12 protein-coding genes are annotated in these 20,333 nt (G+C 61.3%); 2 read left to right on the forward strand and 10 right to left on the reverse strand.

Annotated features, from left to right (window positions below):
• Window positions 1–59: 59 nt before the first annotated feature.
• The 3 genes from ACIQU2_RS28080 to ACIQU2_RS28090 are packed head-to-tail and all read right to left on the reverse strand — an operon-like array spanning window position 60 to window position 5,535.
• Window positions 60–656, reverse strand: coding sequence for a glutathione S-transferase (locus ACIQU2_RS28080; RefSeq protein WP_403145717.1), 597 nt, complete (start codon window positions 654–656; stop codon window positions 60–62).
• The gene (locus ACIQU2_RS28085) at window positions 653–4,294 is read right to left on the reverse strand and encodes an AAA family ATPase (RefSeq protein WP_403145721.1); all 3,642 of its coding nucleotides are present in this window, start codon (window positions 4,292–4,294) and stop codon (window positions 653–655) included. The genes ACIQU2_RS28080 and ACIQU2_RS28085 overlap by 4 nt, the downstream gene beginning before the upstream one ends.
• Entirely contained in the window at window positions 4,291–5,535 is a 1,245-nt protein-coding gene (locus ACIQU2_RS28090; protein WP_403145724.1) for an exonuclease SbcCD subunit D C-terminal domain-containing protein, read from the reverse strand. The genes ACIQU2_RS28085 and ACIQU2_RS28090 overlap by 4 nt, the downstream gene beginning before the upstream one ends.
• Before the next feature lie 201 nt (window positions 5,536–5,736).
• Here ACIQU2_RS28090 and ACIQU2_RS28095 point away from each other — a divergent pair, with 201 nt between their 5' ends.
• Window positions 5,737–7,320: an ABC-F family ATP-binding cassette domain-containing protein gene (locus tag ACIQU2_RS28095; protein ID WP_403145727.1), complete on the forward strand. Its 1,584-nt coding sequence runs from the start codon at window positions 5,737–5,739 to the stop codon at window positions 7,318–7,320.
• Between the two features lie 6 nt (window positions 7,321–7,326).
• Here ACIQU2_RS28095 and ACIQU2_RS28100 read toward each other — a convergent pair whose 3' ends face one another.
• The 7 genes from ACIQU2_RS28100 to ACIQU2_RS28130 all read right to left on the reverse strand — a co-directional run bounded on the left by ACIQU2_RS28100 (window position 7,327) and on the right by ACIQU2_RS28130 (window position 14,780).
• The gene (locus ACIQU2_RS28100) at window positions 7,327–8,979 is read right to left on the reverse strand and encodes a BatD family protein (protein WP_403145730.1); all 1,653 of its coding nucleotides are present in this window, start codon (window positions 8,977–8,979) and stop codon (window positions 7,327–7,329) included.
• Complete coding sequence (locus tag ACIQU2_RS28105) at window positions 8,976–10,715, reverse strand: tetratricopeptide repeat protein (RefSeq protein WP_403145732.1); 1,740 nt, start codon at window positions 10,713–10,715, stop codon at window positions 8,976–8,978. Before ACIQU2_RS28105 ends, ACIQU2_RS28100 begins: the two co-directional genes overlap by 4 nt.
• Entirely contained in the window at window positions 10,712–11,788 is a 1,077-nt protein-coding gene (locus tag ACIQU2_RS28110) for a vWA domain-containing protein (protein ID WP_403145735.1), read from the reverse strand. The genes ACIQU2_RS28105 and ACIQU2_RS28110 overlap by 4 nt, the downstream gene beginning before the upstream one ends.
• On the reverse strand, window positions 11,781–12,275 hold the full coding sequence (locus ACIQU2_RS28115) for a DUF4381 domain-containing protein (protein ID WP_347805117.1): 495 nt from the start codon (window positions 12,273–12,275) through the stop codon (window positions 11,781–11,783). The genes ACIQU2_RS28110 and ACIQU2_RS28115 overlap by 8 nt, the downstream gene beginning before the upstream one ends.
• Window positions 12,272–13,216 (reverse strand): DUF58 domain-containing protein, encoded by a 945-nt coding sequence (locus ACIQU2_RS28120; RefSeq protein ID WP_403145739.1) that lies wholly within the window; start codon window positions 13,214–13,216, stop codon window positions 12,272–12,274. Before ACIQU2_RS28120 ends, ACIQU2_RS28115 begins: the two co-directional genes overlap by 4 nt.
• 5 nt (window positions 13,217–13,221) lie before the next feature.
• Window positions 13,222–14,181, reverse strand: a complete 960-nt coding sequence (locus ACIQU2_RS28125; protein WP_064677924.1) for a MoxR family ATPase — start codon at window positions 14,179–14,181, stop codon at window positions 13,222–13,224.
• Between the two features lie 242 nt (window positions 14,182–14,423).
• Window positions 14,424–14,780, reverse strand: coding sequence for a hypothetical protein (locus ACIQU2_RS28130; RefSeq protein WP_347805118.1), 357 nt, complete (start codon window positions 14,778–14,780; stop codon window positions 14,424–14,426).
• Between the two features lie 503 nt (window positions 14,781–15,283).
• Between ACIQU2_RS28130 and ACIQU2_RS28135 the strand changes: the two genes are divergently transcribed.
• Window positions 15,284–20,191 carry an NAD-glutamate dehydrogenase gene (locus tag ACIQU2_RS28135; RefSeq protein WP_403145741.1) on the forward strand — a complete coding sequence of 1,636 codons (4,908 nt, stop codon included), beginning with the start codon at window positions 15,284–15,286 and terminating at the stop codon, window positions 20,189–20,191.
• Window positions 20,192–20,333: the final 142 nt, after the last annotated feature.

Consider the following 20,333-nt stretch of genomic DNA (forward strand, 5'->3'; position numbering starts at 1 on the left):
CGCCGAAGATCAAAAGATCGCAGCCTTCGGCAGCTCCTACACGGATCGCGAACATCCAGTTACTTTTTCATTACCGATGTAAAAAGCTCCGACTCCAGAAACCGCTGCAACCAGCCCTGCAAACGGTGATGGGGCGTCTGCCCAAACCACTCGCGATCCACATGGGCGAACTGCCGCACAAACGGCATCAGTGCCACATCCGCCAGGCTCGGATGCTCGGCCAGCAAGTAGTCGCGTCCCTCCAGCAACTCATCGAGCCTGCGCAAAAACACCTCGCCCTCGGCGCGATAAAACGCCATTGGCTGCTCGGGGTATCGCTCGGCGTACTTGTAGCGATTCAGGTGCACCTTGAACACCTGATCGTTTTCTTCGATCAGCTCGGCGATGTGGTGCTGCCCGACAGGATCATCCTTGAGTAACCAATCCTGCGGATCGTTCTGCGCCAACGCCCAGTGCATGATCGCCAGGCTTTCATCGATCACCCGACCGTCAACGCTCAGCACCGGCACCGTGCCTTTGCTCGACAGCGCCAGCATTTCGGCAGGTTTGGCCTTCAGACTGACCTCGACAATATTCACCGCAACGCCGGAGTAGAGCAGGGCCATGCGCGCCCGCATCGCGTAGGGGCAGCGGCGGAAGGAATACAGCGTATTCATTTCACCTCCAGCGTACTCAGGCCGTTGCCCTGACGGCGGACCTGAATCTGCACCGGAATCCGTTCATGCATTTCCTGCACGTGTGAAATCACCGCGACTTTTCGTCCCTGCGCTTGCAAGCCGTCGAGAGCATCCATGGCCAGTTGCAGGGATTCCGGATCGAGGCTGCCGAAGCCTTCATCGATGAACAGCGATTCGATTTTCAGCGTGCTCGATGCCATGGACGCCAAACCGAGCGCCAGAGCCAGCGACACCAGGAACGTCTCGCCGCCGGACAACGAATGCACCGAACGCAGCTCATCACCCATCTCGGTGTCCATCACCAACAACCCGAGCATGCTGCCGCCACGTTTGAGGCGATAGCGCCGCACCAGTTGCCGCAACTGAACGTTGGCGTGATGCACCAACAGGTCGAGGTTGTAGGCCTGGGCGATCTTGCGGAAGGTGTCGCCCGTAGCTGAACCGATCAGTGCATTCAAACGTGCCCAGCGCTGGTATTCGGTGTAGGCATCGGCGATCTGCTGCGCGAGGGCCTGATTGGCGTTTTGCCGGCGCAGATCCTCGGCCTGTTCGGCGCGCAGTTCGGCGCAACGGTGTTCGCTGGCGCTGAACAGGTTTTGCAATTCGGCAAGCGCTGTCGCCAGTTGTTCGGTGTCGAGATTACCGTTGTGCTGTGCTTGATGATTGAGCAGACGCTGATCGCGTTCCTGCAACAGGACCTTGGTTTGTTCGATGGCTTTTTCGCTTTGCTGCAATTGCTGACGCAGTTCGCTGACCTGTTGGTCGTCGACACTCAGCAGATCTTCCAGACCACCGTCATCCAGTTCCGGATGCAATGCGCGCCAGTCGGCAATCTTGCCGCTCAGCTCGCGATCTTCGGTTTCCAGTGCCTGCGAGCGCTCCTGCTGGGCCTTGAGTTCGGCGCCCAGCTGCACCAGCCGCGTACGCACGGTTTGCAGTTCCTGATTGGCCGTCGCTTCAGCATTGCGCGCCTGTTCGACGGCTTGATCCAATTGCCGCTGCCACTGCTCGGCGCTGGCGTGTTCGCCGAGCAATTGCGTGAGTTTTTGCTGGCAGGCCTGTTGCTGGTCGGCGAGAGCGGTGAACTGCTGGCGGGCCGTTTCCAACTGCTGGAGGCGAGTGAGTTGGCGGTCCTGTTCTTTCTCCAGCGTCTGCTGCCGTTGTTGCTGTTCGCTGAGTTCATCGCGTTGCTGATCGAGTTGTTCCAGCCGTTGGGTGATCTGCCGGTCCAGTTGCATGAAGGTCGCGGCCGGTTCGTTGCGCAGCGCTTGCAGCGTATCGGCCGGGAGCAGGGTGCTGAACGCCGTCAACTCCTCGTCCAGACGCTGGTGATCACTGCTCAACTCACGTTGTTGGTTGGCCAAGTGCTGGGATGCTTGCTGGCTCGCCGCTTCAGCGCTACGCAGTTGCTGTTGAAGGCGCGCGGCGTCCTGTTGCAGAGAGAGCAGGGCGGTCTGCCGTTGTTCGTCCTGAGTGATGCTCTGGTTTAGCTGACTGCTTTGCTGCACCAGCCAGGCATCGCGTTTGAGCGCATCTTGCGTGAGCAACTGCGCAGATAACGGATGTGCTTCAAGGCTCGGTGCCAGGCTCTGTTGCTGGGTCGCGAGGTGTTCTTGTTGTTGCAGCAACTCCCTTTGCTGCGCAATCACGCCGCCCACTTCAGCGCGCAGGTCTGTGAGCTTTTCTTTCAGCAGGTCGACGGCTTTTTGGGCGTTGGCCTGTTCGCTTTCATCATGCCGGCCAAGGCTCTGCAGCAGAGCTTCGGGCTGATGATAAGGATGGTCGGGGCTGCCACAGACCGGGCACGGCTGATCGTCCTGCAACTGCTCGCGCAGTTCTTCGACGCTGGCGCTGCGGGCCAGGCGCTGGCGTTCCAGCAGCTCGCGGGTGACGCTCAGGGTCTGTTCGGCAACGACCAATTCGTTCTTGGTTTTTACACCGTCCTGGGTCAGACGTTCTCGTTCTTGCTGAGCGGTCAGCTGGCGCTGCTGGAGTCCGGACGCGCGCTTGTCCAGTTCCTGCTGACTGGCCCACAGGCGCGTCAGCTCTTCAAAGGCCCGCTGCTGCTTGCGGTTATCCTGCAACAGACTACCGAGAATCTGAATCTGCTCGGCCACCGCCTCCGGTTCGGCGCCGGCCTCTTTGTACAGCACTTCAAGGCTCTGGCGCTGAGTGGACAGGTCCTCGGCAGCGCGAGCGGCGCTCTGTTCAAGGGCGGCCAGTTCAGCCTGGCCCTTGTTCAGGCGATTGCCGATCAGCATCAGCTGTTGCAGGCGATCACGGTAGGCGTTCCAGGCATCGCACAAGGGCGCCAGAGGGGTGCTTTGCTCAAGCTCCCCGGCAATCCGCTGCAAACGTTCGGCGACCTGTTTCTGTTGGTCTAGCAAGCCTTGAATCGTGTTTTGGCCCTGAGAGCAGGCCCGTTCCGCCTGCTGCTTGAGGTCGGCACCGAGGCCGGCGTCCTTGACCAGGCGAGCGAGGGTGCTTTGCTCTTCGAAGGCCTGACGCAGCAGCGGAGCGCTGGAGGTGTGTTGGCCTTGGGCTTCGACCAGTGCGGTCTGCGCAGCGCTCAGGCTGTTTTCGAGTTGCGCCTGGCGCTCATTCAGTTCGGTTTGCTGTTGGGTGTGCTGCTGAATCTGCGCAGCCAATGGTGTGAGCTGGGCGGTGAGTTCGGTCTTGCGGGCGAACTGGTGCCGTTGCGGGGCCAGTTGCTCCAGGCGAGTCAGCTTCAAACGTTCGCCGGCCAGACCTTCCCAGTGCTGCCGGGCCGATTGCAACTGCTCGGTGGCGCTCTGCTGCTCGTCCTGCAATTGACGCAGGTCCTTGAGCCAGGTGTGTTGCAGCTCCAATTGCTTGAGCTGCGCTTGTTGGGTCTTGAGTTGTTGCTGAGCCTCGCTGAAGCGCTCATCGAGTTCAGCCCGAGCTTCTGGCGACAACGGTGTCACGCCGGTGGCCTGGTCCTGCAGCAGCTTGTGGGTTTCGCGAGCTTCTTTGGTTTTGTCGAAAGCCCGGCGGCCGAGACGCGTATAGAGCGCGGTGTCGGTGAGTTTTTCCAGCAGTTCGCTACGTTCGTTGTCGTTAGCCTTGAGGAAAGCACTGAATTCACTCTGGGCCAGCAACACCGCGCGGGTGAATTGCTCAAAGTTCAGGCCCAGTACGGATTCGAGATGGATTTTGAATTCAACTTTCTGACTGGCCAGCAGTTGATCCAGATCGATGTCGCGCAAACTCTGACGGCTGGCTTGCAGCTTGCCGCCGGCCTTCTCCCGGGCGCGATTAGCCTCCCAGCGAGCGCGGTAACGACGGCCATCGATGCCAACGAAATCGACTTCGGCATAACCTTCACCCGTGCCGCGACGCAGCAACGTGCGGGGATCGCCCGTGCTGATCTCGCCGTCGGCGTCCGGCGCTTTGGCAGACACCTGGGCATTGCTCAGCCGAGGCACAGCACCGAACAGCGCCAGGCACAAGGCGTCGAGCAAGGTGCTTTTACCGGCGCCGGTCGGCCCGGTGATCGCGAACAGACCGGCGCTGGCCAACGGCTCAGCGGTAAAGTCGATTTCAAAGGGCCCGGCCAGTGAGGCGAGGTTTTTCAGGCGGATCGCGAGGATCTTCATGGTTGTTCGCTCTCCATCTGCACGTCTTGCAACAGCTCGGCGAAGTCCTTGAGGGTTTGCTCGTCGACCTCGCTGCCGTAGTTGTCCTGCCAGGCGCGGCTGAACAGCTCCTGAGGCGTGAGCTGGTCGAGTTCGATCAAGGTCGTGCCGTCATCGACGCCATCGCGGCTACCGTTGCCGGCGTATTCAGCGGCGATCCGCACCAGGCGCACGGCTTTGCCTTGCAGGGCGGTTTCCACTTGATATCGCAAGTCGGGTTGCGGCTCATCGAGGCGCACCCGAACTTCCAGCCACGGCTGGCGCTGGATATCGGCCAGCAGGTCGATGTTCGGCAAGTCGGCCAGTTGCAGCAGGATTTCCGCCAATGGCGCGGGACCGGTGCGTTGCAGATTCACCGCCCGGGGGATCAGTTTGGGTTCGACGCTGACCAGGGTTTCGCCGTCGAGTGTGATGTCGAGAATCTGGTGCTGATAGCCGATCTCGGAGAACGACAACGGAATTGGTGAGCCGCTGTAGCGGATACGCTCTTCACCATTGACCTTCTGCGGCTTGTGCAAATGACCGAGTGCGACGTAACTGATGCTCGGCCCGAACAGGCTGGCGGGCAGCGCTTCGGCGTTACCGATGATCAGGCTGCGCTCGGAGTCTTCCGACACCGAACCGCCGGCCATGTGCGCGTGGCTGATAGCGATCAGCGCCTGACCTGGTTTGCGCTTGGCATTGGCTGCTTCGATCAGCCATTCGTGAACCTGACCGATGCCGCGCAGGTAGTTGTCGCCCAAGTGCGCGCCGGTCACTTCGGCGGGGCGCAGGAACGGCAGCGCCAGGCACCAGGCGACGGTTTTGCCTTTGGCGTCCGGCAATGGCAGCAGCAGGCGCTCGGCGTCGAGTTGACCGTCATCCAGCCACAGCACACGACCCAGCGCATGCGTGCGCAAACGCCGCATCAACGGTGCGGGCAGTTCAATGCGCGAGCCGGAATCATGGTTGCCGGCGATCATCACGATGGTCAGCTTCGGCTGCTGTTCATGGGCGCTGACGATGAAGTCGTAGAGGCGTTCCTGGGCTTTGACCGGCGGGTTGACCGTGTCGAAGATATCGCCGGCGATCAGAAGCACATCAGGCTGGTCCAGCTTTAGCTGGCGCAGCAGCCATTCGAGAAAGCAGGCGTGTTCGAAATCGCGTTCCTGGCCATGTAGGTTTTGTCCAAGGTGCCAGTCGGAGGTGTGAAACAGACGCAAGGCAAACTCCGTAGGAAATAAGGTAATGGCCGCGTGGGAAATGATGGCGGCTAAAGGGGAGGGAGTTTACTGGCAAAAGACCGGGGATGCTGAATGCCTTGAAAGATTGCCTGTCGATTGGGAGGTACAGCTTCAGTATGGTAGAGGGCAGTCGAATGCTGTTGCGCAACATCAGGGAGTTTTAATGTTTAAGGAGGCGTCATGACCCAACGGTTACTTCAACTTGATCAAGTGTCGTTCAACCTGCCCGACGGGCGCGTTCTGTTCGATCACTTGAACCACACCTTCAATACCAGGGCCACCGGCATCGTGGGCGCCAATGGCTGTGGCAAGTCCTTGCTTGGCCGGCTTCTGACGGGGGAGCAACTGCCCACAAGCGGCATCGTCCGTCGCGAAGGGCGGGTTTACGCCGTGGCGCAGTTACTGGAACCCGAGCGCTATCCCAGCGTTGCCGCGCTGGCCGGGGTCGACCATATTCTGGCGGCGCTGGATCGCATTGCCCAAGGCAGCGTCGACGATGACGACCATTCGCTGGCGGTCGACCAATGGGATTGCGCCGCACGCCTTGAGGCGGAACTGCAGCAGATCGGCCTGGGTCACTTGAGTGCCGACGCGCGCACCGACGCACTCAGTGGTGGCGAACGGCAGCGGGTGGCGCTGCTAGGTGCGTGGTTATCCAGAGCCGATTGGCTCATTCTGGATGAACCCAGCAACCACCTGGATATTGATCAGCAACACAAACTTGCGCAGCAGATCGATCGCTGGCCCAACGGTCTGGTGTTGATCAGCCACGACAGGGGCCTTCTGGAGCACGTGAACGAAATTGTCGAGCTTTCACCCTTGGGGCTGGCGGCTTATGGCGGCAACTACAGTCAGTATGCAGCGGCACGCGAGCAAGAACAGCAGTCGTTCCAGTCGGCATTGCAAGGGGAGCGGGCGCAGGCCAAGCGCGAGCAACGTGAGATGGCCGTGCAGATGGAGCGTCAGCAACGGCGTAATGCCCGCGGCGACCGTCAGGCCCGTGACGGCAATCAGACCAAGCTGATCACCAACGCCCAGAAAGAGCGCAGTGAAAACAGCCAGGGAAAATTGCGCCTCAATCAACAGGTGGCCCGGGAGCAGCAGCAACAACGGATCGCCGAGGCCCGTGCGCGGTGTGCGCCGGACATTCAACGCATGATGTTGTCTCCGGAAAGCGTAGTGCCCAATGGCAAGCTGATTGTGCAGCTCAACGACGTCGTGCTCCCGTTCGGTTACGCGGCGCCGGTCAATCTGACGCTGACGGGGCCTATGCGCATGGCAATCCTGGGCGCGAACGGCAGCGGCAAGTCGACCCTGTTGCGAGTGATCGCCGGCCAACTGCCGGTGCGCGAAGGCGAACTCATCGGCAGTTGCCATGTCGGCTGGCTGGATCAACACGCCGGATTACAGCACCCCGAACGCACGGCGGTGCAATGGCTCTACGAGAGTAATCCAGAGTTGCCCGAAGCCGAGGCGCGAACCCGGTTGGCGCAGATGGGCATTGATGCGGGACGTGCGACGCTCAAGACCTGTCAGTTGAGCGGCGGCGAACGCCTGAAAATAGCACTGGCTGCGCAGCTATATGCACAGCGGCCGCCGCAATTGCTGTTGCTGGATGAACCAGACAACCATTTGGACTTGCCCAGTAGAATTGCGCTGGAGCAGATGCTCAATCAGTACCAAGGGGCATTGATCGTCGTCTCACACGACAGCGCTTTTTTACAGGCCATTCATCTGGACGCCGAGTTCCATCTCGACAGCTAGGGACCGTTATTTCGGATAAAGCGGCGGCAGGCCACTGTCACCTACCGGGTCCTGAACCCGCTCGGCAATCGGGATCGCCTTGATCGCCCGCCATAAGTCTTCACCTTGCCAATGCTGGCCGGTTTCGCTGTAGAGCGCGCCGTTCAAGCCGTCGAGGGCGTCGGACAACGGCACAAAGCGCGCCGCCATATCGGCCAGGGTTTCCGGTTGTTGCCGGGCCCAGGCGTCGAGGGCTTGGCGGGTGGCGTGGGAGTCGTTGGCCTGACAGGCGCGCTTGAGATCGTCGAGCACGGTGCGCGGGCTCGGGCCAGTCTGCGCCGCGCGCAGGATCGCCGGTTGCCAGCGGGCGCGCCACCAGAGACCGAAGCCCAGCAGGGTGGTGCAGGCCAGGATCAGGGTGCTGAGTTTCCACCGCCAGAGGGCTTCGTTGTCGGCCGCGGAAAAGACTTGAGGCGTGCCGGCCGGGGTGTCGACCATCAGGCTCGGATTGTTCGCCACTGGCAGGGTTCGGGCCGGCAGGCTGCTGTGATCGAGGTGGTCCTCGAAGGTGTTCCACCAGATCACTTCAACCGCAGGCAACTCGATTGCGCCGGTACGCGTTGGCACCAGGGCTTCACGGTCTTCGCGACTGCCGATCAGACCTCGCTCGCTGTTCTGGTTGCCCAGCACCGGTTGATCCGGGTAGCGCCGCAAGCCGTTGACGTCGGTGGCGGGTAGCGGCGGCAATTGCGAACTGTCCAGGCCTTCAGCCTTTACCGTCAGGCTGCGGGTCAACGAATCACCCACCTGCGCATGATCCGGTTCCGGGTTCCAGCTTTCGCTCAGGCTGATGCTACGGGCCGGCAGCCATGGCACGTCGGCCGGGTAGGTGGCGGGTTTGGCCTTGACCGTCAGCAGAATCTCTGCGGAGCTGACCCGCATCAGTTTGCCGGATTTCGGTGCCTGCGCGGCGGCGTCCTGGGCGGGCTGCGCGTCCACCAGTGCGGCATTGAATATCTGCGGCGGAATGATCAACTCACCGCTGTGTTGCGGGTAGATCGCGTAGCGCATCTCGATCACGCCGTGACGCAGGCCATTGATGTCTTTCTCGTAGGTGCGCGCCTCGCCCAGTTGCTCGATGCGCACATCGGGGATCTGCAAGGGGGGCAGGCTACTGTCGTCGTACAGCGACACCGAATGGTAGATGCGCAAGGTCAGGATCGCCTGGGCTTGTACGTAAACGCTGTTTTGATCGAGGCTGGCGTCGATGAACACCGGGTCCCGTTTGGTCGGGCTGTCCTGGGTTTCGGTCTCGACCACTTGCACGGTGATCGGCTGACTCTGCACGTCACCCAGTTGCAGTGACGGAATCACCACGCTGCCGTTCTGCCGAGGCAGCAGGGTGATGATCCAGCGCGTGGTCGCACGGTTGTCGCCGTTCAGGGTGGTCAATTGGTTGACCTGACGGGTGCCGCGCACGTCGAACAGCAGCTCCAGCGGTGCCAGATCAGGCTTGCCGAACTGCGTCACGTCGTTGGATTCCAGGGTCAGTTCAATCGTTTCGCCGCTGTTCAGGCGACTGCGATCCACACTGGCGACCAGCCCGGCTGCCTGTGCCTGAACAGTGCAGAGCAACAGGGCGGGCAGCAGTGCGAGCAAGAAAGTGGTGAAGCGGGTCATCGAGTTTTTCCCTGATCCTGATGTTGTTGCTGTTCGTACCAGAATTTGCGTCTGAGCAATTCACCCGGGTCATCCGGGATCTTGCGCAGCCATTGCTCCAGCGCCTGGCGCTGTTCACCATCGATGCTGTCGCTGGCCGGGCGCATCGGTGGTCGAGTGCTGTCTTCATCCCCCAGTTCGCTGCCCGGGACTTCATTGGTGCCGGTTTTCGGCGGCGTTTTGCCCGGTTGCTCGGAGTCCTTTGTGCCTTGTTCGCCGTCGGTTTTCGGTTCGCCCTTATCCGACGGTTGCGTGGCCGCGCCCGGCGGCGGTTCTTGCGTGGGGGGCTCGGTCTCGTTACCAGCGTTTTTGTCCGGCGCAACGGGTGGTGGAGTGTTTTTCTGCTTCAGCAGACTTTCCACCAGCGCCTTGTTGGTCAGGGCCGGGCGCAAATCCGGTTGACGCTCCAGCGCCTGTTCGTAGGCATCCAGCGCGGCTTCCAGCTCACCGCTTTTGGCCAGAGCGTTGCCACGATTGTAGTGGGCGTGGGCGTCGCTGCTTTCGGCGAACCGCTGGGCGGCGCCGCTGTAGTCGCCTGCCTCGTAGAGCGCCACACCTTGCCATTGTCGATCTTCGAAATGCAGCGCAGCCTCGGTCGGGCGTTTCTGCTTCAGCAAGATCAGACCCTGTTGGTCGGGGCGCAGCCACAAATCGTTGAAGTCGAAGGCATAACTCGGTTGTGGCAGCAAAAACAGCAGTGGCAAGCAGAACAGCCAGCCGCGACGACCGGCGCACGCCGCCAGCAGCAACAGTGGCAACAACAGCCAGTAACCCTGATCGGCCCACGTATCGAGGCGCAGGGTCTGGCCGTCGTTGCGCAGCGTGCGTGGCCCCTCGAGCAAGCCGAGTGCGCGCAAGTCGGCATCGTCCAGGCGCGCGTGGCGATAAAGTCCGTCCAGATCGTTGGCAAAGGCTTTCAGGCTTGGTTCGTCCAGATGAGGCACCAGAATCGCGCCCTGGTCGTCCTTCAGAAAGCTGCCGTCCTCCTGGGTGATCGGCGCGCCTTCGGCAGTGCCGATACCGAGCATCAGAAATTGTGTCGACTTGCCGTCCAGCGCCTGCTGAATCCCTTGGCGTTCCAGTTCGGTCAAGGTCGAACCGATCAGCAGGATCCGCCCGTCACCGAGGGCGCCCTGATCCAGCAGGGCAAGGGCCTTGGTCACCGCCAGATCAGCGCGATGTCCTGCTTGGGGCATCAGCGAAGGCTTGAGGGCATCCAATAGATTGCGGCTGGTCGACAAGTCATCCGACAGCGGGACCAATGTGTGAGCGCTGCCGGCGTAGACGACGATCGCGGTCTGGGCATCGCTGCGGTTCTCCAGCAGGTCGAACAGCTTGCGCCGGGCCTGTTCCAGCCGGTTGGGTGGCACGTCGGTGGCGAGCATTTCCGGGGTCAGCTCAAGGACCACGACCAGCGGGTCGGCGGGTTTCTGGCTGGCTTGCTCGACACGTTCCCAGCTCGGCCCAAGCAGCGCCAGAACGGTCAGCACCCAGGCACATCCCAGGATGACCCACGGCAATTTGCTGTCGCGACCGTTGCCACCACTGAGCAATGCCGCATGGAAGGCCGGTGGCAGAATCATCTGCCAGCGCCCGGCGCGTTTCTGCCGATGCCAGAGTTGCCAGAGCAACCAGCCGAGCAATGGCAACAACAGCAACCACCAGGGGCGGAACCAGTAAGGCCAGAGCGCACTCATCGGCGCCTCCGCAGCCGCAAGCGTTTAAGCCGCTGGCGCCAGTCGGGCAGTTGCGTTTGCAGAAGATCCTTGGTGAACAGCCGCCGCAACGGGTTGTCAGGCCAGCGCTCGCGAACCACCAGCAGCATGCTCAACAGCAACGCCAGCGCCAAAGGCCAGTGATACAACGCCTGTGCCGGGCGAGCCTGAGTCGGTTGCTGGGTCACCGGTTCCAGTTTGTCGAGGGTGTCCTTGATCGCTTGCAGCTCCTTGTCATCATGGGCGCGAAAATACTGGCCGCCCGTGGCTTCGGCGATCGCCATCAAGGAGGGTTCATCGAGGTCGAGGCTCGGGTTGACCCCAAGGAAACCCAAAGTGCCGCTTTGCTCCGGATCGGCGCCGATACCGATCGGGTAGATTTTCACCCCTTCGCTGGCTGCCAGCCGCGCCGCCGTGAGCGGATCGATTTGGCCACCGTTGTTGGCGCCGTCAGTGACCAGAATCAGTACGCGACTTTGTGCCGGCCGTTGGCGCAGGCGTTTGAGGGCCAGGCCAATGGCATCGCCGATGGCGGTGTTCTTGCCGGCGATGCCGATCCGCGCTTCGTCGAGCCACACGCGCACCGTGTGTCGGTCGAACGTCAGCGGTGCTTGCAGATACGCCTGGCTGCCGAACAGGATCAGGCCAACGCGATCACCATCGCGACCTTCAAGGAAGTCACCGAGCAAGTGCTGAACCAGTGTGAGTCGACTGACCTCTTCGTCCTGCCATTGCATGTCGGGGTAATCCATCGAGCCAGACACGTCGACCGCTACCAGCAGATCGCGACCGCTGGCGGCGATGGGCAGCGGTTCGCCAAGCCATTGCGGGCGTGCCGCCGCGATCAATAACAACAGCCACAGCAGAATGAACGGTGCCTGTTGGCGCCAGGCCGGCAGGTTGGCCCGGGCGCGGCGGCGGGCCAGGCCTTCGAGGTCGCCGAGGAAGCTGACTTTGAGCGCCGGTTCGCCGCTGTCAGCGACAGGCAGCACGATGCGCATCAGCCAGGGCAGTGGCAGCAGGGCAAAGATCCACGGCCAGGCGAACTCAAACATGTTTACGAATCCAGGTGTCGACCGCTTGAGTCAGGCCGGCGATGGCCTTGTCGTCGAGTTTGCATTCGGGTTTGTAGGCGCCTTCGACCAGCACCATCCAGCGGGTCAGACCCGCGGCCGGGCAGCGATTGTCGAGGAATGCCAGCCATTTGCGCCCATTGAGGGTATGGCTCTGGCTGTAGGGGTAGTGGTTGCGGCACAGGCGTTTGAGCAAACCGTTGAGTTGCTGCAACCAGGCGCCGGCCGGAGCGCCGTCGTAGGGTTTGGGCATCCGCGCCAGTTCTGCCAGCGCGGCGAGGCGCACCGGGTCCAGCGGTTGTTCGGCGCGCACGATCGGGCGTTTGTTCGCAAAGAAGTGCCTGGCCTTCCACAGACCGAAACCGATGAGCGGCAGTAACAGCAGCAACAACCACCAGCCCGGTGCCGGTGGCCAGAATTCGATCGGTGGGGGGGAGATCAGTGGTTGCAGGTGATCGAGGCTGCTCATCGGCCTTTCCCCGGTTTCTGCGGGTTCAGGTACTCGCGCAATTGTTCAACCATCTCACTCTGGGTACTCAGGGGCATCAGCAATACCCGCAGCTTCTGTGCCAGCAATTCCCAGCGAGCGATGCGTACTTCGGCCTGGGCGCGATACGTCTGACGCAGCTCGAAATTGAGGGTGTCGAGTTCCAGTTGCGCACCCCGTTCCGCGAAGCGTAAAAGCCCGGCGGCGGGCAGGGCGTGATCCAGTGGGTCGGACACCGGCAGCAGCAATAGATCGCAATGCCGCGACAACAGGCTCAGCTGTTGTTCGGCGCCCTCGGTCAGGGTGCGTTCGTCGCAGATTATGATCACCAGGCTGCCGGGACGCAGTACTTCGCGGGCGCGACGCAGGGCAATGTTGAAGGCGTCCCGGTCCGGCTCGTTTTCCGTGTGCAGCGACTGATTGACCCGCACCAGACGGTTTAGCAATTGCAGCAGGCTCTGTTTGCTGCGTCGTGGCTTGATTTCATAGTGCTCGTTGTTGCCGAACACCAGTCCGCCGACCCGATCGTTATGACCCAATGCAGCCCAGCCGATCAGGCTCGCGGCTTGGGCGGCGAGCACCGATTTGAACATCAGTCCCGATCCGAAAAACAGCCGGCGACTTTGCTCGACCATGATGAAAATCGGCCGTTCGCGCTCCTCATGGAACAACTTGGTGTGGGGTTCCTGGGTCCGTGCGGTAACCCGCCAGTCGATGCTTCGCACGTCATCGCCGGCCTGATAGACCCGCACCTGATCGAAGTCCACCCCGCGCCCGCGCAGTTTGGAGTGGTGCAAGCCGATCAGCGGGCTGCGCTGGCTCGGTGTGGAAAACAGTTGCACTTCACGCACACGATGGCGCATCTCGATCAGCTCGGCGAGGCTGACACGGATGCCCGGCTCGGGCGGCAGGAGGGCGTTCATCGGGGTCAAGCGACGGCTACGACGTCGAGAATCCGCTGGACCACCCGGTCCTGGTCGATGCCCGCGGCTTCGGCTTCAAAGGAAAGAATGATGCGGTGACGCAGCACATCGAACAGTACGGCTTGAATGTCTTCCGGGCTGACGAAGTCACGACCGGCCAGCCAGGCGTGGGCCCGGGCGCAACGGTCGAGGGCAATCGAACCGCGCGGGCTGGCGCCATAGGCGATCCACTCGGCCATCTCCGGGTCGAACTTGGCCGGGGTGCGTGTGGCCATGACCAGTTGCACCAGGTATTCCTCCACGGCGTCGGCCATGTACAAGCCGAGGATTTCCTTGCGCGCGGCAAAAATCGCCTGCTGGCTGACCCGGCGCTCGGGCTTGGTTTCGCCGTTCAGTGCTTCGCCACGGGCCTGTTGCAGGATCCGACGTTCGACGGCGGCGTCCGGGAAGCCGATTTTCACGTGCATCAGGAACCGGTCGAGTTGGGCTTCAGGCAATGGATAGGTGCCTTCCTGCTCGATCGGGTTTTGCGTGGCCATCACCAGGAACAGCGGCGACAGGTCGTACGTGCTGCGCCCGACGCTGACCTGGCGTTCACCCATGGCTTCGAGCAGGGCGGATTGAACCTTGGCCGGGGCGCGGTTGATTTCGTCCGCCAGCACCAGGTTGTGGAAGATCGGGCCTTGCTGGAACACGAAGCTGCCGGTTTCCGGGCGATAGATTTCCGTGCCGGTGATGTCGGCGGGCAGCAGGTCGGGGGTGAACTGGATGCGATGGAACTGTGCTTCGATGCCTTCGGCAAGTTCTTTGATGGCCTTGGTCTTGGCCAGGCCCGGGGCGCCCTCGACCAGCATGTGGCCGTCGGCAAGCAAGGCGATGAGCAAGCGCTCGATGAGTTTTTCCTGGCCGAGAATCTGCGTTGAAAGAAAGGTTCGCAGCGCTAGCAGCGCTTCACGATGTTCCATCGATGACTGTTCCTGGAAAGGGTGACCGAAGACGTTCGAATAACGCCAGGGCTGGGGGCGTTACTTTAATCTATCGCGGGGGGCGGCGACTAACGGCATTTTGTGCAAATGTGCGCAGCCGCGCGAGGATCAAAGGATCGCAAGCTGCGCCAGCTCCTACAGGATCGGTGTCATCCGTAGCAATTGCGCCAAACCCGGTCAATGTAGGAGCTGGCGAAGCCTGCGATCTTTTGGCGGCCTAATCAGGCGAGTTGGCTGATATAGGTGCCAGTCCCCTTGAGAATGTTTTGCAACGTTTCTTCCACTTCGGCCAAATCCGCCGCATCAGTGCTGTGAATGATTTCCAGCGAATCATCACCATTCAGCGCATCGGCGTCAGCGGCAGCGATTTCGATCAGCAGGCGGGTAGGGCTGAGGGTGACTTTCACGCCGTCCAGCGTCGAAGGCTCGCCGTCGAGGGTGATGTCCAGCGCGTCCTCGTCCGGGTAGCGGGTCATCAGGAACATATCGCCCTGATCGCTGTGGCAGCAGAGCATGGCCATGTTGTCTTCTTCGTCGTCGCACGGGTTGACGATCAAGAGGGCGGTGGTCATTTGCATGGGGAATTCCTGGCTCGACGAGCGTTGTGAAGACGAACAAAGGGCGATTCTGCCAGCCCTCGGGAATTTCTGCTCGCCTGAGTGTCAGAGGATGTGTCGTGAACATCCGGGGTGTTGCTGGTCATTTCTGGTACGGATGTGCCGCAAAACCGGGCTTAACCCCCCCGTTTTACCGTGCGGCTGCTAGTGTTGTTCGATGCACAAGGCGCAAGCTGCGTGCCGATGACCGAATATGTCGCAGCGCTGCAAGCACGGGCCTTGCCGCACTGGTTAAGCTGCGCAACGGATGAGCACCTGTAAAGACATTGCGCTGCACCTTGCCCAGTCGTTTTTGCAGATGCCCATTCATGGAAGGTGAATGTGACCCGAGTGTCTCGTCCAGCTTCACCCACCTGTCATCCTGTTTCCTCTGCCCGAGAATCAGGAACAGGGTGACGGATCGCCCCGAAAGGGGTTTGCACGCGACGCTTCCATCAATAACAAGCCCAAGCGGAGTACCACAGATGGCGTTCTTCACCGCAGCCAGCAAAGCCGACTTCCAGCACCAACTGCAAGCGGCACTGGCCCAGCACATCAGTGAACAGGCACTGCCACAAGTGGCGCTGTTCGCGGAACAATTTTTCGGCATTATTTCCCTGGACGAGCTGACCCAGCGTCGGTTGTCCGACCTCGCCGGCTGCACCCTTTCTGCGTGGCGCCTGCTTGAGCGCTTCGATCACGCGCAACCGCAAGTGCGCGTCTACAACCCCGATTACGAACGCCACGGCTGGCAGTCGACCCACACCGCGGTCGAAGTGCTGCACCACGACCTGCCATTTCTGGTGGACTCGGTACGCACCGAGCTGAACCGTCGCGGCTACAGCATCCACACCCTGCAAACCACTGTGCTGAGCGTGCGTCGCGGCAGCAAGGGCGAGCTGCTGGAAATCCTGCCGAAAGGCACCCAGGGCGACGACGTGCTGCAAGAGTCGTTGATGTACCTGGAAATCGACCGTTGCGCCAACTCGGCCGAACTGAATGTGCTGAGCAAGGAATTGGAACAGGTTCTCGGTGAAGTCCGCGTCGCGGTCGCCGATTTTGAGCCGATGAAAGCCAAGGTCCAGGAAATCCTCACCGGCCTGGACAACAGCCAGTTCGGAGTCGATCCAGAAGAAAAAGCCGAAATCAAAAGCTTCCTGGAATGGCTGGTGGGCAACCACTTCACCTTCCTGGGCTATGAAGAGTTCGTGGTTCGCGACGAAGCCGATGGCGGCCACATCGTCTACGACCAGGACTCCTTCCTCGGTCTGACCAAACTGCTGCGCACCGGCCTGACCTACGATGACCTGCGCATCGAAGACTACGCCGTGAACTACCTGCGCGAACCGACCCTGCTGTCGTTCGCCAAGGCTGCGCACCCAAGCCGTGTACACCGTCCGGCTTACCCGGACTACGTGTCGATCCGTGAAATCGACGCCGACGGCAACGTCATCAAGGAATGCCGTTTCATGGGCCTGTACACCTCCTCGGTGTATGGCGAGAGCGTGCGGGTCATCCCATATATCCGCCGCAAGGTCGAAGAGATCGAACGCCGTTCCGGCTTCCAGGCCAAGGCTCACTTGGGCAAGGAACTGGCTCAGGTGGTTGAAGTGCTGCCGCGCGACGACCTGTTCCAGACCCCGGTCGACGAACTGTTTGCCACCGTGATGTCGATCGTGCAGATCCAGGAACGCAACAAGATTCGCGTGTTCCTGCGTAAAGACCCGTACGGCCGCTTCTGCTACTGCCTGGCCTACGTGCCGCGTGACATCTACTCCACCGAAGTGCGCCAGAAGATCCAGCAAGTGCTGATGGATCGCCTGAAAGCCTCGGACTGCGAGTTCTGGACCTTCTTCTCCGAGTCCGTGCTGGCCCGCGTGCAACTGATTCTGCGTGTCGATCCGAAAAACCGTCTGGACATCGACCCGCAGCAGCTGGAAAACGAAGTGATCCAGGCTTGCCGCAGCTGGCAGGACGACTACTCGGCCCTGACCGTCGAAACCTTCGGCGAAGCCCACGGCACCAACGTGTTGGCCGACTTCCCGAAAGGCTTTCCGGCCGGTTACCGCGAGCGTTTCGCCGCGCATTCGGCTGTGGTCGACATGCAGCACCTGCTGAGCCTGAAAGAATCCAATCCGCTGGTGATGAGCTTCTATCAGCCACTGGGTCAGGTCTCCGGTCAGCGCGAGCTGCACTGCAAGCTGTATCACGCCGATACCCCGCTGGCGTTGTCCGACGTGTTGCCGATCCTGGAAAACCTTGGCCTGCGCGTGCTGGGTGAGTTCCCGTATCGCCTGCGTCACAACAACGGCCGCGAGTTCTGGATTCACGATTTCGCGTTCACCGCTGCTGAAGGTCTGGAACTCGACATCCAGCAACTCAACGACACCTTGCAGGACGCTTTCGTCCACATCGTGCGCGGCGATGCCGAGAACGATGCGTTCAACCGCCTGGTGCTGACCGCCGGCCTGCCATGGCGCGATGTCGCGCTGCTGCGTGCCTACGCCCGTTACATGAAGCAGATTCGCCTGGGCTTCGACCTGGGTTACATCGCCAGCACCCTTAACAACCACACCGACATCGCTCGCGAGTTGACCCGGTTGTTCAAAACCCGTTTCTACCTGGCCCGCAAGCTCGGTACTGACGATCTGGAAGACAAGCAGCAACGCCTGGAACACGCGATTCTGAGCGCACTGGACGACGTCCAGGTGCTGAATGAAGACCGTATCCTGCGTCGCTACCTGGACCTGATCAAGGCCACCCTGCGGACCAACTTCTACCAGACCGACGCGCACGGTCAGAACAAGTCCTACTTCAGCTTCAAGTTCAACCCGCACCAGATTCCAGAGCTGCCGAAGCCAGTACCGAAGTTCGAAATCTTCGTTTACTCGCCACGCGTCGAAGGCGTGCACCTGCGCTTCGGCAACGTTGCTCGCGGTGGTCTGCGCTGGTCCGACCGTGAAGAAGACTTCCGCACCGAAGTCCTGGGCCTGGTAAAAGCCCAGCAAGTGAAAAACTCGGTCATCGTGCCGGTGGGCGCCAAGGGCGGCTTCCTGCCGCGTCGCTTGCCGCTGGGCGGCAGCCGTGACGAGATCGCGGCCGAGGGCATCGCCTGCTACCGCATCTTCATCTCGGGCCTGTTGGACATCACCGACAACCTGAAAGACGGCGCGCTGGTACCGCCGGCCAACGTCGTGCGTCATGACGACGATGACCCGTACCTGGTGGTGGCAGCGGACAAGGGCACTGCAACCTTCTCCGACATCGCCAACGGTATCGCCATCGACTACGGCTTCTGGCTCGGCGATGCGTTCGCATCGGGCGGCTCGGCCGGTTACGACCACAAGAAAATGGGTATCACCGCCAAGGGCGCGTGGGTTGGCGTTCAACGTCACTTCCGCGAACGCGGCATCAATGTTCAGGAAGACAACATCACGGTGGTCGGCGTCGGCGACATGGCCGGTGACGTGTTCGGTAACGGCTTGTTGATGTCCGACAAGCTGCAACTGGTCGCAGCGTTCAACCACCTGCACATCTTCATCGACCCGAACCCGGAGCCGGCCAACAGCTTCGCCGAGCGTCAGCGACTGTTCGACCTGCCGCGTTCGGCCTGGTCGGATTACGACACCAGCATCATGTCCGAAGGCGGCGGGATCTTCTCCCGTAGCGCGAAAAGCATCGCGATTTCCCCGCAGATGAAAGAGCGCTTCGACATTCAGGCTGACAAGCTGACCCCGACCGAACTGCTGAACGCCTTGCTCAAGGCACCGGTGGATCTGTTGTGGAACGGCGGTATCGGTACTTACGTCAAAGCCAGCAGCGAAAGCCACGCCGATGTCGGCGACAAGGCCAACGATGCACTGCGCGTGAACGGCAACGAACTGCGCTGCAAAGTCGTGGGCGAGGGCGGTAACCTCGGTATGACCCAGCTGGGTCGTGTCGAATTCGGCCTCAATGGCGGCGGTTCCAACACCGACTTCATCGACAACGCCGGTGGTGTTGACTGCTCCGACCATGAAGTAAACATCAAGATCCTGCTGAACGAAGTGGTTCACGCCGGTGACATGACCGACAAGCAACGGAATCAGTTGCTGGCGAGCATGACTGACGAAGTCGGCAACCTGGTGCTCGGCAATAACTACAAGCAGACTCAGGCCCTGTCCCTGGCGGCCCGTCGTGCCTTGCCGCGGATTGCCGAATACAAGCGTCTGATGAACGATCTCGAAGGCCGCGGCAAGCTGGATCGCGCCATCGAGTTCCTGCCGGCTGAAGAGTCGATCAACGAGCGCGTCGCGGCGGGCCATGGCCTGACCCGTGCAGAGCTGTCCGTGCTGATCTCTTACAGCAAGATCGACCTCAAGGAAGCGCTGCTCAATTCTCAGGTGCCGGACGACGACTACCTGACGCGCGACATGGAAACCGCTTTCCCGCCGACCCTGGTGAGCAAGTTCTCCGACGCCATGCGCCGTCACCGTCTGAAGCGTGAGATCGTCAGCACCCAGATCGCCAACGATCTGGTCAACCACATGGGCATCACCTTCGTTCAACGACTCAAAGAGTCGACCGGCATGAGCCCGGCGAATGTTGCGGGGGCATATGTAATAGTTCGGGATATCTTCCACCTTCCGCACTGGTTCCGGCAGATAGAAGCCCTGGACTACCAGGTTTCCGCTGACGTGCAACTGGAGCTGATGGACGAGCTGATGCGTCTGGGCCGTCGCGCTACGCGCTGGTTCCTGCGCAGCCGTCGTAACGAGCAGAATGCTGCCCGTGACGTCGCGCACTTCGGTCCACACCTGGCAGCGTTGGGCCTCAAGCTCGACGAACTGCTGGAAGGCCCGACCCGCGAAGGCTGGCAGACCCGTTATCAGGCGTACGTCGCAGCTGGCGTTCCTGAGTTGCTGGCGCGCATGGTTGCAGGCACCACTCACCTGTACACCTTGCTGCCGATCATCGAAGCGTCCGACGTGACCGGTCAGAACGCAGCCGACGTGGCGAAGGCTTACTTCGCCGTGGGCAGCGCGCTGGACATCACCTGGTACCTGCAACAGATCAGCGCTCTGCCGGTTGAGAACAACTGGCAGGCCCTGGCCCGTGAAGCGTTCCGCGATGACGTCGACTGGCAACAACGTGCGATCACCATCTCCGTCCTGCAACAGGGCGACGGCACCCAGGACGTGGAAACCCGTCTCGAGCTGTGGATGGAAGAGCACGAAGGCATGATCGAACGCTGGCGCGCCATGCTGGTAGAAATCCGTGCCGCCAGCGGCACTGATTACGCCATGTATGCGGTGGCCAACCGTGAGTTGCTGGATCTGGCGTTGAGCGGTCAAGCGGTAGTGCCAGTCACTGCCACTAGCACTGCCAGCGCTGAGTTGGAGCCGGCTGCCTGATCAGGCGCTGAATGAAGAAGCCCCGTCTCGAAAGAGGCGGGGCTTTTTTTTGGTGCGCCAGGCATGGCGCGTTGCGCGCAAGCGCAACCAGCTTGGCTGTGGTGGCCACGCTGGTGACTTGGAGGTGAAAGTCCTCTACACA

The organism is Pseudomonas sp. NPDC098740 (assembly GCF_044760065.1).
Lineage (GTDB): Bacteria > Pseudomonadota > Gammaproteobacteria > Pseudomonadales > Pseudomonadaceae > Aquipseudomonas > Aquipseudomonas rossensis.

Bases quoted from the DNA above. Each gene is read 5' to 3' on its own strand.
- ACIQU2_RS28110 (WP_403145735.1), bottom strand. From the start codon at position 11,788: ATGTTTGAGTTCGCCTGGCCGTGGATCTTTGCCCTGCTGCCACTGCCC.
- ACIQU2_RS28115 (WP_347805117.1), bottom strand. From the start codon at position 12,275: ATGAGCAGCCTCGATCACCTGCAACCACTGATCTCCCCCCCACCGATC.
- ACIQU2_RS28085 (WP_403145721.1), bottom strand. From the start codon at position 4,294: ATGAAGATCCTCGCGATCCGCCTGAAAAACCTCGCCTCACTGGCCGGG.
- ACIQU2_RS28100 (WP_403145730.1), bottom strand. From the start codon at position 8,979: ATGACCCGCTTCACCACTTTCTTGCTCGCACTGCTGCCCGCCCTGTTG.
- ACIQU2_RS28105 (WP_403145732.1), bottom strand. From the start codon at position 10,715: ATGAGTGCGCTCTGGCCTTACTGGTTCCGCCCCTGGTGGTTGCTGTTG.
- ACIQU2_RS28130 (WP_347805118.1), bottom strand. From the start codon at position 14,780: ATGCAAATGACCACCGCCCTCTTGATCGTCAACCCGTGCGACGACGAA.
- ACIQU2_RS28095 (WP_403145727.1), top strand. From the start codon at position 5,737: ATGACCCAACGGTTACTTCAACTTGATCAAGTGTCGTTCAACCTGCCC.
- ACIQU2_RS28125 (WP_064677924.1), bottom strand. From the start codon at position 14,181: ATGGAACATCGTGAAGCGCTGCTAGCGCTGCGAACCTTTCTTTCAACG.
- ACIQU2_RS28135 (WP_403145741.1), top strand. From the start codon at position 15,284: ATGGCGTTCTTCACCGCAGCCAGCAAAGCCGACTTCCAGCACCAACTG.
- ACIQU2_RS28120 (WP_403145739.1), bottom strand. From the start codon at position 13,216: ATGAACGCCCTCCTGCCGCCCGAGCCGGGCATCCGTGTCAGCCTCGCC.
- ACIQU2_RS28080 (WP_403145717.1), bottom strand. From the start codon at position 656: ATGAATACGCTGTATTCCTTCCGCCGCTGCCCCTACGCGATGCGGGCG.